The 16,333-nt window shown below is 69.3% G+C and carries 12 protein-coding genes and 1 rRNA gene; 8 read left to right on the forward strand and 5 right to left on the reverse strand.

Annotation, left to right across the window (positions count from 1 at the left end):
• Positions 1–76: ribosomal RNA gene (locus ACWGDB_RS38690) — 16S ribosomal RNA — on the reverse strand; the annotation flags it as partial.
• 555 nt (positions 77–631) lie between these two features.
• On the opposite strand from ACWGDB_RS38690, the gene ACWGDB_RS38695 reads away from it, so the two are divergent.
• Positions 632–1,081: a PTS sugar transporter subunit IIA gene (locus tag ACWGDB_RS38695; RefSeq protein ID WP_453826747.1), complete on the forward strand. Its 450-nt coding sequence runs from the start codon at positions 632–634 to the stop codon at positions 1,079–1,081.
• Between the two features lie 82 nt (positions 1,082–1,163).
• Complete coding sequence (gene ptsP, locus ACWGDB_RS38700; protein ID WP_453826748.1) at positions 1,164–2,834, forward strand: phosphoenolpyruvate--protein phosphotransferase; 1,671 nt, start codon at positions 1,164–1,166, stop codon at positions 2,832–2,834.
• An 81-nt stretch (positions 2,835–2,915) separates the two neighbouring features.
• On the opposite strand, the gene ACWGDB_RS38705 is transcribed toward ptsP, so the two are convergent.
• A complete protein-coding gene (locus ACWGDB_RS38705; RefSeq protein ID WP_453826749.1) occupies positions 2,916–3,809 on the reverse strand; it encodes a hypothetical protein in 894 nt (297 codons plus the stop codon).
• A gap of 109 nt (positions 3,810–3,918) precedes the next feature.
• On the reverse strand, positions 3,919–5,886 hold the full coding sequence (locus tag ACWGDB_RS38710) for an acetoacetate--CoA ligase (protein WP_453826750.1): 1,968 nt from the start codon (positions 5,884–5,886) through the stop codon (positions 3,919–3,921).
• A 212-nt stretch (positions 5,887–6,098) separates the two neighbouring features.
• Here ACWGDB_RS38710 and ACWGDB_RS38715 point away from each other — a divergent pair, with 212 nt between their 5' ends.
• On the forward strand, positions 6,099–8,477 hold the full coding sequence (locus ACWGDB_RS38715) for a glycoside hydrolase family 31 protein (protein ID WP_453826751.1): 2,379 nt from the start codon (positions 6,099–6,101) through the stop codon (positions 8,475–8,477).
• Here the strand turns inward: ACWGDB_RS38715 and ACWGDB_RS38720 are convergent.
• Both ACWGDB_RS38720 and ACWGDB_RS38725 read right to left on the reverse strand, forming a co-directional pair.
• Positions 8,468–9,004, reverse strand: coding sequence for an NUDIX domain-containing protein (locus ACWGDB_RS38720; protein WP_453826752.1), 537 nt, complete (start codon positions 9,002–9,004; stop codon positions 8,468–8,470). The two genes, ACWGDB_RS38715 and ACWGDB_RS38720, sit on opposite strands and share 10 nt — an antisense overlap.
• Positions 9,005–9,053: 49 nt before the next feature.
• Complete coding sequence (locus tag ACWGDB_RS38725; RefSeq protein WP_453826753.1) at positions 9,054–9,860, reverse strand: M15 family metallopeptidase; 807 nt, start codon at positions 9,858–9,860, stop codon at positions 9,054–9,056.
• A 194-nt stretch (positions 9,861–10,054) separates the two neighbouring features.
• Here ACWGDB_RS38725 and ACWGDB_RS38730 point away from each other — a divergent pair, with 194 nt between their 5' ends.
• From ACWGDB_RS38730 to glpK, 5 genes are all read left to right on the forward strand, one after another.
• On the forward strand, positions 10,055–10,480 hold the full coding sequence (locus ACWGDB_RS38730; protein ID WP_453826778.1) for a Zn-ribbon domain-containing OB-fold protein: 426 nt from the start codon (positions 10,055–10,057) through the stop codon (positions 10,478–10,480).
• Positions 10,477–11,667 (forward strand): lipid-transfer protein, encoded by a 1,191-nt coding sequence (locus ACWGDB_RS38735; protein ID WP_453826754.1) that lies wholly within the window; start codon positions 10,477–10,479, stop codon positions 11,665–11,667. The genes ACWGDB_RS38730 and ACWGDB_RS38735 overlap by 4 nt, the downstream gene beginning before the upstream one ends.
• Positions 11,668–11,847: 180 nt before the next feature.
• Positions 11,848–13,500 (forward strand): EAL domain-containing protein, encoded by a 1,653-nt coding sequence (locus ACWGDB_RS38740; RefSeq protein WP_453826755.1) that lies wholly within the window; start codon positions 11,848–11,850, stop codon positions 13,498–13,500.
• Positions 13,501–13,983: 483 nt separating this feature from the next.
• Positions 13,984–14,781, forward strand: coding sequence for an MIP/aquaporin family protein (locus ACWGDB_RS38745; protein ID WP_453826756.1), 798 nt, complete (start codon positions 13,984–13,986; stop codon positions 14,779–14,781).
• A 19-nt stretch (positions 14,782–14,800) separates the two neighbouring features.
• Positions 14,801–16,321 carry a glycerol kinase GlpK gene (gene glpK / locus ACWGDB_RS38750; protein ID WP_453826757.1) on the forward strand — a complete coding sequence of 507 codons (1,521 nt, stop codon included), beginning with the start codon at positions 14,801–14,803 and terminating at the stop codon, positions 16,319–16,321.
• Positions 16,322–16,333: the final 12 nt, after the last annotated feature.

The raw sequence follows: 16,333 nt of genomic DNA on the forward strand, positions 1-16,333 counted from the left end.
TGGTTCATCGTTCGACTTGCATGTGTTAAGCACGCCGCCAGCGTTCGTCCTGAGCCAGGATCAAACTCTCCGTGAATGTTTACCGGTAATCCGGTCGACACCACGAGAGCGGAACAGCCAGGCGGAATAAGCCCGGCCGTTCACAGCGTCCTCGCTGTGTTTATTTCAAAGGAACCTCGCCACCAGAACAGATGTTCCGGTAGACGGGGTATCAACATATCTGGCGTTGATTTTTGGCACGCTGTTGAGTTCTCAAGGAACGGACGCTTCCTTTGTACTCACCCTCTCGGGCTTTCCTCCGGGCGCTTCCCTTCGGTGTTTCCAAACTCTATCAGGGTTTTTCCGGCTCCCTGACCACTCATCCTGCGAGCACGCAGAAGGTGACCCCGAGATAGGATCTGACAAGTTTGTTGCTGCCAGGCGAGGTTGCGTAGTCGCGTCGCTCAGCCCCAAGCAGGAGTACGACAGTACACGCGGTCACGGAGCGGGTGCAAATCGATTTGGGGTATGGTCTAGACCACTCCGGTTCGCTCGCGCGGAACCGGCACTTCATGTGACATACGCTGCTGAACAGTGTCGTCTAGCACAGGCAGCGACGGCCATATCGATCTCCACCCCTGGGAGGCTTCCCATGACCACCGTGACGTCCCCGTTGGCAGGACGCGCCGTTGGACTGGCGTCCGTGCCGGATCCGGTCTTCTCCGGGGCCATGGTCGGCCCGGGCACAGCGATCGACCCGGTGCGTGAGCCGTCCGAGGCTGTGTCCCCCGTGGACGGAGTCATCGTCTCTCTCCATCCGCATGCCTTCGTCGTCGTCGACGAGCAGGGCCACGGTGTCCTCACCCACCTCGGCATCGACACGGTGCAGCTCAACGGCGAGGGCTTCGAGTTGCTCGTGAACAAGGGCGACAGCGTGACGCGTGGCCAGAGCATCGTCCGATGGAACCCGTCGGCCGTCGAGGCAGCCGGCAAGTCCCCGGTGTGCCCGGTGGTGGCCCTTGAGGCAACGGCGGAGGCCCTCTCCGAACTGCGTGACAGCGGCGACGTGAAGGCCGGCGACAGCCTCTTCCTCTGGAGGTGACTTCGGTGCCGCCGCAAGGCGGCACGTAGGGACGACAACCACTGCGGCGGCCGGGCCCGCCGCCTTATCGGAGACGGGTGAGATGGAGACAACGCTGCGAGGCGTCGGCGTGAGCCACGGTGTGGCGATCGGCGAGGTTCGGCACATGGGAACGGCGGTCCTCGAGCCGCCTGCCAAGCAGATCCCGGCTGAGGACGCGGAGCGCGAACAGGGGCGCGCCCGCAAGGCCGTAGAGGCTGTGGCAGCCGACCTTATGGCGCGCGGCAATCTGGCGGGGGGCGAAGCGCAAGCTGTGCTCGAGGCTCAGGCCATGATGGCCCAGGACCCCGAGCTGATGGCGGATGTGGACCGGCGTATCGCCGTGGGCAGCACTGCCGAGCGGGCCGTGTACGACGCCTTCGCCGCGTACCGCGAGCTGCTGGCCGGTGCCGGTGAGTATCTCGCCGGCCGGGTGGCCGACCTCGATGACGTGCGGAATCGTATCGTCGCTCGTTTGCTCGGGGTTCCGATGCCGGGTGTGCCGGACAGCGACGAGCCTTATGTCCTTGTCGCTCGCGATCTCGCTCCGGCCGACACGGCGCTGCTGGATCCGGCCCTGGTCCTCGGCTTTGTCACCGAGGAGGGCGGGCCGACCAGCCACAGCGCGATTCTGGCGAGGGCGCTCGGTGTGCCGGCCGTGGTCGCGCTGCCGGGTGCCGGTGAGCTCGCCGAGGGTACGGTCGTGGCTGTGGACGGCAGCACGGGCGATGTCTTCGTGCACCCGAGCGACGAGAAGAAGGCGGAGCTCGAGGGCGCGGCGGCCGCGCGCAAGGCCGCTCTCGCCGCGTCCACCGGGCCGGGCGCCACGGCCGACGGCCACAAGGTGCCGCTGCTGGCCAATGTCGGCGGACCGTCCGACGTTCCGGCCGCTGTCGAAGCGGGTGCCGAGGGTGTCGGTCTGTTCCGGACCGAGTTCCTCTTCCTCGACGACAGCAAGAAGGCGCCGTCGGAGGAGAAGCAGGTCGAGGCCTACCGCCAGGTCCTCGAGGCCTTCCCCGAGGGCCGTGTCGTCGTACGTGTTCTGGACGCGGGTGCGGACAAGCCGCTGGACTTCCTGACGCCGGCCGATGAGCCGAACCCGGCGCTGGGTGTGCGGGGTCTGCGGACGTTGCTGGACCACCCCGACGTGCTGCGCACCCAGCTGACGGCGCTTGCTAAGGCGTCGGAGGGTCTGCCTGTCTACCTCGAGGTCATGGCCCCGATGGTGGCGGACCGGACCGACGCGAAGGCGTTCGCGGACGCGTGCCGTGCCGCCGGGCTGCAGGCGAAGTTCGGTGCGATGGTGGAGATCCCGTCCGCCGCGCTGCGGGCGCGCTCGATCCTGCAGGAGGTCGAGTTCCTCTCGCTGGGGACGAACGACCTCGCGCAGTACACCTTCGCCGCGGACCGTCAGGTGGGTGCGGTGTCCCGCCTGCAGGATCCGTGGCAGCCCGCGCTGCTCGACCTGGTCGCGCTGTCCGCGGAGGCGGCGAAGGCCGAGGGCAAGAGCTGTGGTGTCTGTGGCGAGGCCGCCTCCGACCCGCTGCTGGCCTGTGTGCTGACCGGTCTGGGTGTCACCTCCCTGTCCATGGGTTCGGCGTCGATTCCTTACGTCCGGGCGACGCTGGCGAAGTACACGCTGGCGCAGTGTGAGCGTGCCGCTGCGGCCGCGCGGGCGGCGGACAGCGCCGAGGAGGCACGCAACGCCGCTCAGGCGGTGCTGTCCGGCGAGTAGTCGGAGCAGGACATCTGCGCGATGGCTGCAGGCTTGTTGTGATGGGGCGCTCCACCGGTTGGTGGGGCGCCCCATTCGCGTTCAGTGGTGGTGTCCCGGTGGCGCTTCCTCATTACCGAGGTCCGGTGGCACGCAGTAGTCGACGCCGGATTCCGGGGAGATGAGGTCTCCGGATTCGATGTCGGTGCAGTAGGCGTCGAAGACCTCGCCGGCGGTCAGGGGTTCCAGACCCTCTCCGCGCAGGCGCCATCCGTAGATGCGGTCGGATGTGCCGGGGGCGCTGGTCCGCATGACGAGTCCGCCGGGGCTCCGGGTGGCGAGGCCGACGGCGAGGACCGTGGTGAACTCCAGGGCTTCGGCCTCGTCGAGGTGCGTGGCGCCCTCGGTGTCTTCGTCGGCGTGCAGGACGGAGACGAGTGCTTCCGGGGTCCCGGTGACACTGCAGACGAGGTGCCGGCTGCCCGGCTGGGCCGTGTCGAGGATGCGGACGAGGAGGCTCGAGGCGCGCACGAATGCGGCGCGGCCGATGTCCTCATCGCAGGTGGCGCAGGCGCCGAGGCGTGCCAGGAGTGTGGACGCGTACTCCCACGTGGCTTGTCGGACGGCTTCGTCGACGAGGGCCGGGACGAGATCTGCGAGGGGCTGGCCCTGGTAGGGGACGGTGGGTCCCGTGGTCGCGAGTTCGGCGGTGAAGCGTGTGCGGCTCGCCGCGTTGTCGGGGTCGAGGCCCGTTTCCGCGCAGAATTCGGCGTACTCCTGCGGATCGAAGAGGGCGATCGTCGTATGGCTGCCTTGGGAGGCCCGAGTTTTGAGGAGGGCTTCCATCTGCTGGAGGTAGATCTTGTGGTCGTCGAAGGTGAAGCTGCGGTAGTGCCGCATGGCACGGAAGTCGTGCTCGTCGGTGAGCAGGCCGATGGTGCCGGCGATTTCGCGGCGCAGGACGCGTCGCATCGTCAGGTGGTCGGTGTGCGCCATGTTTCCCCCTGTGCGTGCGCAGTCGATCAATGCTCACTCACAGTAACCGGCAGCACTGACAACGGCCCCGGCTCGTCGTGGGTTCGACGAGTCCGAGGCCGGGTGTCGGTCAGGCGCGCTTGCGGGCCAGTTCCTCGTAGAAGTGCAGGAGGTCGAGGTTGTCGATGGAACCGGGGTTGACGGCCCGCTCCAGGGGTGTGCCTTGGAGAAGGCGTTTGACTGGGACCTCAATGCGCTTGCCCGTGAGGGTGTGGGGGACGCCGGGGACTTCGATGACCTCGTCGGGGACGTGTCGTGGGGAGAGCTCTTCGCGGATGGTCTGCTTGATGCGGCTCAGGAGCGCTTCGTCGAGCACAGCTCCGGGGGCCAGGTGCACGAACAAGGGCATCCAGTAGCCGCCGTCGGGCTGTTCGATGCCGATGACGAGGGATTCCTTGATCTCGGGGAGGCGCTCGACCGCTTCGTAGATGTCGGCCGATCCCATGCGGACGCCCTGGCGGTTGAGTGTGGAGTCGGAGCGGCCGTGGATGACGACGGAGCCCCGTGAGGTGAGCGTGATCCAGTCGCCGTGGCGCCATACGCCGGGATAGGTGTCGAAGTAACTGTCGTGGTAGCGCCTGCCGTCGGGGTCGTTCCAGAAGTGGATCGGCATGGACGGCATGGGGTTGGTGACCACGAGCTCGCCCACCTCGTCGATGAGGGGTTCGCCGCTCGGGTCCCAGGACTGCAGGTCGGTGCCGAGGCCCGGGGCCTGGAGTTCGCCTACGTACACAGGCACGGTGGGCACGGCTCCCGCGAAGCAGGAGCACACGTCCGTGCCGCCGCTGACGGAGGCGATCCAGAGGTCGTCGCGGACCTCGTCGTGCAGCCAGCGGAAACCGTCGGGCGGCAGCGGTGATCCGGTGGTGGCGACGCACTGGACCTTGGTGAGGTCGAAGTCGCGCGCGGGGTGCACGTCGGCCTTGCGGCAGGCCATCACGTACGCGGCGGAGGTGCCGTAGAGGGTGGCTCCCGTGCGTTCGGCGATTCGCCATTGGGCGCCCGTGTCGGGGTAGCCCGGGCTGCCGTCGTACAGGACGATCGTGGTGCCGGTGAGGAGGCCGGAGACGAGGAAGTTCCACATCATCCAGCCTGTCGACGTGTACCAGAAGAAACGGTCCTCTGGGCCCAGGTCGCAGTGCAGTCCGAGTTGTTTGAGGTGTTCGACGAGGATGCCGCCCTGGGATTGGACGATGGCCTTGGGGAGGCCGGTCGTGCCGGAGGAGTAGAGCACCCACAGGGGGTGGTCGAAGGGCACCTGCTCGAAGACGGGTTCCTCGTCGGCGGCTGTAAGGGCCGACCACTCGAGCGCACCTTCTGGGGCCGCAGTGCCGAGGAGTGGAATGTGCACCACCGCACGCAGTGTGGGCAGTTCGCGGCGAAGTTCGGACACGATGTCGCGGCGGTCGTGCTCCTTGCCGCCGTAGCGGTAGCCGTCGACGGTGAACAGGACGACCGGTTCGATCTGCTGAAAGCGGTCGAGGACGCTGCGGGCGCCGAAGTCGGGGGCGCAGGACGTCCAGACTCCGCCTACGGCGGCGGTGGCGAGGAGGGCCACGACGGCTTGCGGGATGTTCGGGACGTAGCCGCTGACGCGGTCGCCTGGGCGCACGCCGAGGGCGCGCAGTTCGGTGGCGAGAGACCCGACCTGGCGGCGCAGCTCGGACCAGGTCACGGGGCTGGGCTCGTGGGATTCGTCGACGTACAGGAGTGCGGGTTCGTCGGCGCGGGTCTCAGCGGCGCGCAGGGCGTGCTCGGCGTAGTTCAGAGTGGCGCCGGGGAACCACTGGGCACCGGGCATCGAGCGGTCGCCCAGCACGCGCGCGTACGGCGTGGAGAAACGTACGTCGAACCACTGCGTGACGGCTTTCCAGAAGGTGTCCAGTTCGTCGACCGACCAGCGGTGCAGTGCCGCGTAGCCGCCCTCGGAGGGGGCGCCGTGGTGCTCGGCGGCCCAGGCCTGGAACTTGGTGACCTGAGCCCGGGCGATGCGCTGGGGATCTGGCTGCCAGAGCGGCTGAGGGTTCACGATCGACATGGAGCGGCTCCCGGACTGTGCGCGTCGTGTGCGTCTTCCGCGCACGGCTGGGTTGTGCGCGTGACGCGGCTGACAGGGACGATGCCATGTGATCGACTTCTACACCAGGGTGCGCCCCACACAGTCCGTGTCGTGAAGATGTGGTCCCGGCACGGGTGAACGGAAGTTGAACGGCCCACGCGTGTGGGGCGGTCAATGGCAGGCTGAGCAGCATGAACGGTCGTGACCTGGTGCGTTCGATGAAGGTGGTCGGTTCAGTGGGAGCGGCCCAGGGGTTGCGTACCGTGCGATCGGCGTGGCGCAGGAGGCGTGCCGACGCCGCGGGGCTGCCGCCGCGGGGTCCGGAGCGTGCCCGGGTACCTGGGCCGGTGCAGGAGGTGCAGCCCGGTCCGGGCGGCGGGGTCATCCGGTTCAGCCGCTCCGAGCTGTGCGTCACCGTCGCCGTGAACGGCGCCGTGTTCTGGGGCTGGGACGGGGCCTCTCCCGAGCCGTCGTATGCGCTCGCGGGTCGCTGTCCGGAGCCGGATCCGCGGGCGGTGCTGGAGCCCGACAAGGAGGGCGGCTGGCGGGTTGTGGCCGAGCGGGTCACGGTCGTCATCTCGCGACACGGCGCCGTGGAGGTGAAGACGCCCGGTGGTGTGACGTTGCGCCGCGACCTGCCGCCGCGCTGGTGGGAGCCCGTCGACGGTGGGGCGGCACGGTGGATGCAGCGGTCGGAGGTGGCCGCGGACGCGCGGTTCTTCGGGCTCGGTGGGCGGGCGTCCGGGCCCCGGCTGAAGGATGGGACGTACCGGCTGTGGAACACCGACCCGGGCCATGCCTTCGGTCCTGGTGACGACCCGCTCTACATCACCATGCCCGTGCAGGTGGTGGTGGCCGACGCGGCCACGCACCTGGTGTTCCACGACACCTCGTGGGACGGCACGGTGGCGTTGCGGGAGGGCGAGGAGGGCGCCGGATCCGGGCATGACCGGGCGGGGACGTGCGAAGTACGGATGGACGGCGGTCCGCTGCGCTGCTGGGTCATGGTGGGCACTCCCGCGCGCGTGCTGCGTGCCTGGGCCGCCCTCACCGGTGCGCCCGCTCTGCCGCCGGCGTGGGCGCTGGGCCACCATCACGCGCGATGGGGTTTCGGCAGCGAGCAGGAGGTGCGGCGGATCGTTTCGGGCTACCAGGAGCGCGGTCTGCCTCTGGACGCGGTCCATCTGGACATCGACCACTACGACGAGCACCAGGTGTTCACGGTCGATCAGGATGCCTTCCCCAAACTGCCGCAGCTCGCCGAGGACCTGCGCCGGGACGGTGTGCGCCTGGTTTCCATCGTCGACCCGGCGGTCAAGGCAGCGCCCGGCAATGCCGTGTACGACAGCGGGACGGCCGAGGACGCGTTCGTACGGGACGCCTCGGGTCATCTCGTGCGGGGAGTCGTCTGGCCCGGGGAAGCGGTCTTTCCGGACTTCACGCACGCGCGGGTGCGCAAGTGGTGGGGTGGGCTCTACGTGGAACGGTTGGCGCAGGGGTTCTCGGGCTTCTGGCATGACATGAACGAGCCGACCTCGTTCGCGGCCTTCGGGGAGTCGACGCTGCCGCGTTCGGCCCGGCACTCCCTGGAAGGGCGAGGCGGGGACCACAGGGAGGCCCACAACGTCTACGGCCTGTGCATGGCCAGGGCGGGCTACGAGGGCCTGCTCGAACTGGTGCCCCGGGAGCGGCCTTTCGTCTTCTCCCGCTCGGGGTGGGCCGGCATGCAGCGCTACGGGGGGACCTGGTCCGGGGACGTGGCCACGGGCTGGCCCGGGCTGCGGGCGTCGCTGTCGCTGGTCATGGGCCTCGGGCTGTGCGGGGTGCCGTACTCGGGGCCGGACGTGGGCGGATTCGACGGGAGTCCGTCGCCGGAGCTGTATGTGCGCTGGTTCCAGTTGGCCGCGTATCTGCCGCTGTTCCGTACGCACGCGAGTCTGCGGGCGGGGCGCAGGGAGCCGTGGGAGTTCGGTCCCGAGGTGCTGGAGCACGCGCGCGTGGCGCTCGTCGAGCGCCGCAGGCTGCTGCCGTACTTCGTGACGCTGGCGCATCTGGCGCGGCGCACAGGGGCGCCGTATGTGCGTCCACTGTGGTGGTCGGCTCCGGAGGACCGCGTGCTGCGTGACTGCGCGGATGCGTTTCTGCTGGGCGACTGTCTGCTGGTGGCGCCGGTGCTGGATCCGGGAGCTGACCGGCGTGCCGTGCAGCTGCCGAGAGGGCGCTGGTACGACACGGCCACGGGGCGGGCGTACGAGGGTCCGGGGCAGGTTCTCCTGGACGCGCCAGTGTCCCGCATCCCGGTGCTGGCGCGCTCGGGTGCCGTCGTCCCCGTGTGCGGGGACGACGGCGGGCTGGAGCTGGAGGTGTGGGCGCCCGCCCCGGGACGCACCGGGGGCGGGCTGGTCGTGCCGGACGCGGGTGACGGCGAGGACGAGCCGGAGATCGAGCGGTACGTCACCCGCTGGGAAGGCCGAAAGCTGGTCGTCGAGCTGGAGCGCGAGAACGGCATGATCGCCTCGCCGCGTCCGGTGCGCATACGAGGGCTCGATGAGCCTTCGGCTCAGATGTAGCGGCCCTCGAAGAACGCCCTGACGGCCAGCGTGTGCAACGGGAAGGCGAGCTCCTCCGGCCTGCGCAGGAGGTGCCAGCCCTCTGTCTCGTCCGTGGCGGCCGAGGTCGGCAGGCGGTCGGCCGGCCGTTCCGGAAGGAGGCCGAACAGCAGCAGGTGGCCGCCGGGAGAGCTCATAGCGTCAGCGAGACGTACATCGCGGTCGGCCGCGTCGATGCCGGTCTCTTCCTTGAGCTCGCGGACGACGGCCCGACGCCAGTCCTCGCGATCGTCGATGTAGCCGCCGGGCAGGGCGATGCCTCCGCGCGCGGGGGCGACGGTTCGGGTGATGACGACCAGGGCGGTGCCCTGGTCGTCGTACACGGGCTGGAGCGCGATCGCTACCGGCAGCGGATTGCGGTAGGCCACGGCGCCGCAGGCAGGGCAGGTGCGGGGCCAGCCGGAGACGCCCTCTCCGTAGGGCGCGCCGCAGCTTGAACAGTGGGAATCCGCTGCGGAGTTGGGGGCGGAGTGCTGAGTTTCGGACACGCGGCGGACTGTATCCGATCAGTGGAGGGGCGTCTTCCGGGGGGCGTCGCTAGCGCCCGGCGAGGGATTTCCAGGACACGGGGAAGGCGAAGTAGGTGTCCGGGAAGGGCTCCGGCTTGAACGTGTAGTGCCACCACTCCTCGGCGAGATTCACGAAGCCGAGGGCTTCGAGGGTGTGCTTGAGCAGCAGCCGGTTGGCCCGTTGTTCGCCCTGGATGCGCGGGTCGAGGGTGTGGGAAAGGGTGTCGAAACAGTCGAAGCCGGTGCCCATGTCGACGGAGTTGTCGGGGAAGCGCCCGGCCTTGGGGGCGTAGCAGGGTACGAGGGGCTCTCCTGGTACGTACGGCCTGGTGGGCTTCGCCGGGAGCCTGACGATCGTGAGGTCCATGGTCGAGCCGCGGCTGTGCCCGGACTTCTCGGCGATGTATCCGTCCGCGAACAGACGGGTCTTGTCGACGTTCGGGTAGAACTCGTCCTTCATGGCCTCGTCGTCGAGGTCCTCGGCCCAGCGCACGAAGTGGTCGACGGCGCGTTGCGGGCGGTAGCAGTCGTACACCTTGAGCGTGTAGCCCTGGCGCAACAGTCGCCGCTGGGCCTTGTGGAGGGCCTCGGCGGCGGGTCGGGTGAGGATGCACAGGGGCTGTCGGTAGCCGTCGATGCGCTCGCCCACGAAGTTGTGCCGGGTGGAGTACCGCATCTCCTGAACGATGGTCGGGTCCACGGTTCTCAGCGCCACGAAGTCCTTCGGCGCCTTGAGGTCCGGCTTCGCCTGGGCAGCTGTTGGGGCGGCGGTCACGGCGAGGAGGGTGGCGAGCGTGGTGATCAGTCCCCGTGCCGCGGTCGCGAGTCGTGTCATGTCTCCTGCATCTATCAGGAGTGTGTTCCGTCTCGGAAGCGATCGGATGCATTCCAGCCCGAAAGCCGGACAGCGGGGCCGGCGCCGGCGATGAGCCCGGGCGGCCCTGCCGCTTTTCCGTTGGCCGTGGCAGACTTCTGACGTTCCGTCAGATCGGATGATCAGGAGGGGCTATGCCACGCACGCGCACACCGGTGGTAGCCGGGTGGTTCGCCGGGGACGAGACGGACTTCCGCCTCCTGGGCACCCGCTGCTCGGCCTGCGCCTCGGTCTTCTTTCCGCGCGAGGACGCTCAGTGCCGCAACCCCGACTGCCCGGGCGGCGACCTGGAGGAGATGCCTCTCTCGCGGCGGGGGCGGGTGTGGTCGTACACGGACAGCCGATACCGGCCTCCGTCACCCTATGTGACCAACCCGGAACTTCCCTGGGAGCCCTACGCGTTGATCGCTGTGGAGCTGGAGTCCGAGCGCCTCGTGGTGCTGGGACAGGCGGTACCCGGGATCACCGTCGCCGATCTGACGGTGGGCATGGAGGTGGAGGTCGTCCCCGGCGTGCTGCATGAGGACGCGGAGACGATCTGGACGACGTGGCACTGGCGGCCGACGGGGGTGACGGCATGACGGACGAGGTGGCGGTGCTGGGCGCGGGCATGCACCCGTGGGGCAAGTGGGGACGCAGCTTCGTCGAGTACGGCGTGGTGGCGGCTCGCGCGGCGATCGCCGATGCGGGACTTGAGTGGCGGGACATCGGGGCGATCGTCGGTGCGGACACCGTGCGGGGCGGCTATCCGGGATATGTGGCGGGGGCGACGTTCGCGAAGGCGCTCGGCTGGCAGGGCGCCCGGGTCACGAGTGTGTATGCGGCGTGCGCTTCCGGGGCTCAGGCCATCAACACGGCGCGCGCGCAGATACTTTCGGCGCTCGCGGACGTGGTGCTGGTGGTGGGTGCCGACGCGGCTCCCAAGGGTTTCTTCCGGCCTGCGGGCGGCGACCGGCCCGACGATCCGGACTGGATTCGCTTCCGCGCCCTAGGGGCGACCAATCCGACGTACTTCGGGTTGTACGCGCGGCGGCGGATGGCCGTGCACGGGGACACTCCGGAGGACTTCGCGCAGGTCAAGGTGAAGAACGCCGCAGCGGGTGCGCTCAATCCCTACGCCCGCTACCGCAAGCCGGTCACCGCCGAGGAGGTCGCCGCCTCCGCCGTGGTCGCCGATCCCCTACGGCTGCTCGACATCTGCGCGACGTCGGACGGAGGTGCGGCGCTCGTGCTGGCCGGTATGGAGTTCGCGCGTCGGCACGGAGCCGCGGATCCGGTGCGGATCCGGGCGGTGTCCACCGTGACACCGCGTTACCCCAACACCGTCCTGGATCTGCCCGACATCGCGACCGATTCGGCAGTGGCCGTAGAACCGGCGGCCGAGACTTTCCGGGAGTCGATCGCGCGCGCGGCCTATCAGGAGGCCGGCGTCGGCCCCGAGGATCTCTCCTTGGCGGAGGTCTACGACCTGTCCACCGCACTGGAGTTGCAGTGGTATGAGGATCTGGGACTGTGCGGCGAGGGCGAAGCCGCGAAGCTGCTGAGGGAGGGCTCCACGGCACTGGGCGGGCGAATACCGGTGAACGCGAGCGGCGGTCTGGCCTCCTTCGGAGAGGCGGTTCCGGCCCAGGCGATCGCCCAAGTATGCGAACTCACCTGGCAGTTGAGGGGCGTCGCGGCCGACCGACAGGTCACCGGGGCACGTGTGGGAATCGCCGCCAACCAGGGTCTGTTCGGGCACGGGTCGGCCGTGGTCGCGGTGCGATGAGTCGGGAGGGCCCGTCGCGAGGGCTTGACGGGCCCTGACACACGCGGTTGTGAGTGTGGCGGCGGCGCCGCATCACCGCGGACGACGTGGCGTTCCTACACTGCGTGAGCAAGCCGGAATGCTGCGTGAACGTCTCATGAACTGGGCTCGGGCGGGCTTCGGCGGCGACATCATGCTGCCGTGGACGCCTGGACGGATACTCTCCGCTTCGCCTTCCAACCGGTGGTCAATCTGACGACCGGTGGAGTCGCGGGGCTGGAGATTCTCGCCCGCCCGGAGACCGGCGACGTCCTGGCCGAGGCGCGCCGCGATCCCGAACTCGACGGCCGGCTCGCCGTGTTGGCGTTTCGGGCGGCGGCCCGCAAGGAGACGTTGCTGCCCCTGTACGTCAATGTGTTCGCCGGCACCCTCGCCGACCTCGGTGGGCTCACACCGCTGCACGACGCCGTGCGCGCGGCGGGTCGGCTGCCGTGGGAGGTGACGATCGACGTCGGTCCGCCGTACACGCACGTGCCGCAGCACGCGCTGCTGGAGGCGATCGGCGCGCTGCGAAACCAAGGCTTCCGGATCAGCGCGGACGGCGTCGGAGACGGCGACATCCCGCTGCGCCTGCTCACGGACATGGCACCTGATCTCGTCAAGCTCGACGCGTCCCTGCTGGCGCGCCCGGCCGCGGTGCGGGCGATGCGGACGCTGTGCGAGCAGCAGGGCGCGCTCCTGTGCGTCGAGGGTGTCGAGACGGAGCTCCAGTGCGCGTCCGCGCGGTCGGCCGGTGCGCAGCTGGCGCAGGGGGAGCTGTTCGCCCCACCTGCTCGGCTACCCGCGGCGGAGGTATACGTTCCGCCACGCTCCCCCGGACTGTCGGCGATGCCACGGTCGGGACCATCTGTACGGGAGTTCGTGCGGCCGGCCGCGTTGTTACCCGCCACCGCGTCCGCGGGCCAGGTCCGGGCGCTGCTGACCGGGTCGCCGGACGTGTCCGGGGTGCTCCTGGTGGACCGGAGCGGCGTCCCGGTGCGGTCGGTGCACCGTTCCCGCTTCCTGCTGTCGATGTCGGGCCGCTACGGCCATGCCCTGTACGCGGACCGGCCCGCGGCCAAGCTCGGAGACCCTCCAAGGACCGTCGGCGTCGACGCCACCGCGTGGGAGGTGCTGGACGTGGTCGCGGACGGCGGCAGCAACCGTACGTCGGACGATGTGGCGGTGGTCGACCGGTACGGCCGTTGCGTGGGCGTCGTTCGACTCGCGGACCTCGTACGAGCCCTCGCCGAGAATCGCGTCGAGGAGGCCGCCGGGCTCAACCCGCTGACCCGGCTGCCCGGTTCGGACGCGATCACCGGTGAGGTGGACCGGCGGATCGCGGACGGCCGCAGGTTCGCGCTGAGCTGGCTGGATGTGGACCACTTCAAGCAGGTCAACGACGGAGCCGGGTTCGCGGCGGGCGACGAGCTGATCCGGTCCGTCGGACGGGTGCTGCAGCACGCGGCGACGGACACTCTCCGCGTGGGCCACATCGGCGGGGACGACTTCCTGGTGCTGGCAGATCCGGAGGGACTCGATCCGCTGGCCACGTCGGTGCTGGACATGCCCTGGTCCGCGGGTGGACTCGCCATCACGCTGTCCCTTGCCACGGTCCTGTGCGAGCCCGGAAGCGTGGCGGACCACCGGCAGGCGGCCGCCTGTCTGGCGCCGCTGAAGAAGGCCGCGAAATCACTGAGCGGAGCGAGCTGGGTGCTGGGCCGGGCAGGACTCCCCGGGCACGAGATCCTGCGCGGTGTGGACGAGGCGACGGCCCGGGCCGAGTGGGCGGTGGCGGAGCCGGGCAGAGGGTGAGACGCTTCTCCTACCAGGTCGGCGGAGGCCGAGGCGGCGTCCGCCGAGGCCTCAGTGCAAACATCATCATCGGCCCCGTCGGGTCCGGCAGGAACTGGCCTCCCTGCCGCCTCAGCGGAGCCCCCGGTGCCCGTCCCGCCCGCGAATGGCGTGCCGCGAGCCCGGTCGACTGCCATCCGCGACCGTGGGCACGCCCTGAACCGTTGACGTCCGCGACCTTGACGCCCCCTGGACGCCGGTGAACACTTCCCGGTGTCAGTCGACATCGCCGTACATTCTCGGCGTATCCACGCACTGCGCCGCGCGGTTGCGCCTGGACCAGAGCCCTTTCCCCACGGGCGAGTCGGCTGCGACGGCACGCTCGTCACGGACGCCGGGCGGGGCGCGGGACCCTTCCCTGCCTTCGGCTGAAGTAGCCAAGGGAAACGCACCCTGCACGGAGGTTCGGGGTCGATCACCCCGGGCCACGGCCAAGGAGCCGCCATGACCAACGGAGACATATTCGTCGGCGAGATGATCGGTACGGCGATCCTGATCCTGTTCGGCGCCGGCGTCTGCGCCGCCGTCACCCTGAGATTCTCCAAGGCACGCGCCGCCGGCTGGGTGGTGATCGCGTTCGGCTGGGGCTTCGGTGTGCTGGCAGGCGCCTACACCGCCGCGCCGCTCTCCGGCGGTGTGCTCAACCCGGCCGTCACCTTCGGTCTCGCCGTCGACACCGGCGTGTGGGACAAGGTCTGGGTCTATCTGCTCGGCCAGATCACCGGCGCCATGATCGGCGCAGTGCTGTGCTACTTCACGTACTTCGCACAGTTCCAGGCCAACGTGCGGAAGACGGGTACCACAGAAGGCACGGCGGACGAACCGGTTCCGACCCTCGGAATCTTCTCCACGATCCCGGAGATCCGGAACCCGATCGCCAACCTGATCACCGAGATCCTCGCCACCATCGCGCTGGTGCTGCCCCTCCTGGCGCTGGTCGGCAACAACAGGCACGTCGAGGGCATCGGCATCGGACAGATCACGGGACAGGCCGACGGCATCTACGGCTCCGGCATCGCGATCCTGCTCGTCTCACTGCTGGTCGTCGGCATCGGCCTCTCCCTGGGTGGCCCGACCGGGTACGCCATCAACCCGGCACGTGACCTCGGACCGCGCATCGTGCACACCTTCCTGCCGATCCCGAACAAGGGCACGTCCGACTGGGGCTACTCGTGGATCCCGGTGGTCGGTCCACTGATCGGCGGCCTGCTCGGTGGCCTCATCTACAACGCAGCCTTCTGAATCAGCCCAAGGGGTAGCCATGACGGACAACGCCGAAAAGTACGTCGCCGCAATCGACCAGGGCACCACCTCCAGCCGCTGCATCGTCTTCAACCAGAACGGCGCCATCGTCGCCGTCGACCAGCGCGAGCACCGCCAGATCTTCCCCAAGCCCGGCTGGGTGGAGCACGACGCCACCGAGATCTGGTCCAAGGTGCAGGCGGTGGTCGCCGGCGCGATAGCCAAGGCCGGACTGCGTGCCGACCAGCTCAGCGCGCTCGGGATCACCAACCAGCGCGAGACGACGGTTCTGTGGGACCGCGCGACGGGCAAGCCGGTGCACAACGCGATCGTGTGGCAGGACACCCGTACGGCGGCGCTGTGCAACCAACTGGGGGGCTCCGACGGTCAGGACCGATTCCGTGAGCAGACCGGGCTGCCGCTGGCCAGCTACTTCTCCGGCCCGAAGGCGGCCTGGCTGCTGGACAACGTGCCCGGCCTCAGGGACCGCGCCGAGCGCGGCGAGATCGCCTTCGGCACCATCGACTCCTGGCTGATCTGGAACCTCACCGGCGGCACGGACGGCGGGCAGCACGTCACCGACGTGACGAACGCCGGACGCACCATGCTGATGAACCTGGAAACCCTCCAGTGGGACCCCTCGATCCTGTCCGCCATGAACGTCCCCGAGGCCGTCCTCCCGGAGATCAGGTCCTCCTCGGAGGTGTACGGAACCGCCGTCGGACAACTGGCCGGGGTGCCGGTCGCCTCCGCCCTGGGCGACCAGCAGGCAGCCGTGTTCGGGCAGGCCTGCTACGACGTCGGCACCGCGAAGAACACCTACGGTACGGGCAGCTTCCTGCTGCTCAACACCGGCAACCGGCCGGTGCCGTCGAAGAGCGGGCTGCTGACGACCATGGGCTACAAGATCGGCAGCGAGGCGCCCGTGTACTGCCTGGAAGGGGCAATAGCCATAACGGGCGCGCTGGTCCAGTGGTTCCGCGACCAGCTCGGCATCATCAGCACCGCCGACGAGATCGAGCCACTTGCGGCGAGTGTCGAGGACAACGGCGGCGCGTACATCGTGCCCGCCTTCTCCGGTCTGTTCGCGCCGTACTGGCGTTCCGACGCGCGCGGGGTGGTCACCGGACTGACGCGGTACGTCACCAAGGCGCACCTCGCTCGCGCGGTGCTGGAGGCGACGAGCTGGCAGACGCGCGAGGTCGTGGACGCCATGTACCAGGACTCCGGTGTGCACATCACGACCCTGAAGGTCGACGGCGGCATGACGAAGAACAACCTGCTCATGCAGCACCAGGCGGACGTGCTCGACGTGCCGGTGATCCGGCCCAAGATCTCCGAGACGACCTGCCTGGGTGCCGCGTACGCGGCAGGGCTGGCCACCGGCGTGTGGAACGACCTGGACGAGCTCAAGGCGCACTGGGCGAAGGACGTCGAGTGGACGCCGGCCATGACCGCCCAGGAGCGGGACCGCGAGTACCACCAATGGCGCAAAGCGGTGGAGAAGAGCTTCGGCTGGCTGGAGGACGGCGAGAGCTGACCGCGCTCCGAA

The organism is Streptomyces sp. NPDC055013 (assembly GCF_053608645.1).

What these genes read in the sequence shown, in the direction of transcription:
- ACWGDB_RS38695 (WP_453826747.1), top strand. Translation starts at nt 632, where the DNA reads ATGACCACCGTGACGTCCCCGTTGGCAGGACGCGCCGTTGGACTGGCG.
- ptsP (WP_453826748.1), top strand. Translation starts at nt 1,164, where the DNA reads ATGGAGACAACGCTGCGAGGCGTCGGCGTGAGCCACGGTGTGGCGATC.
- ACWGDB_RS38705 (WP_453826749.1), bottom strand. Translation starts at nt 3,809, where the DNA reads ATGGCGCACACCGACCACCTGACGATGCGACGCGTCCTGCGCCGCGAA.
- ACWGDB_RS38710 (WP_453826750.1), bottom strand. Translation starts at nt 5,886, where the DNA reads ATGTCGATCGTGAACCCTCAGCCGCTCTGGCAGCCAGATCCCCAGCGC.
- ACWGDB_RS38715 (WP_453826751.1), top strand. Translation starts at nt 6,099, where the DNA reads ATGAACGGTCGTGACCTGGTGCGTTCGATGAAGGTGGTCGGTTCAGTG.
- ACWGDB_RS38725 (WP_453826753.1), bottom strand. Translation starts at nt 9,860, where the DNA reads ATGACACGACTCGCGACCGCGGCACGGGGACTGATCACCACGCTCGCC.
- ACWGDB_RS38735 (WP_453826754.1), top strand. Translation starts at nt 10,477, where the DNA reads ATGACGGACGAGGTGGCGGTGCTGGGCGCGGGCATGCACCCGTGGGGC.
- ACWGDB_RS38745 (WP_453826756.1), top strand. Translation starts at nt 13,984, where the DNA reads ATGACCAACGGAGACATATTCGTCGGCGAGATGATCGGTACGGCGATC.
- glpK (WP_453826757.1), top strand. Translation starts at nt 14,801, where the DNA reads ATGACGGACAACGCCGAAAAGTACGTCGCCGCAATCGACCAGGGCACC.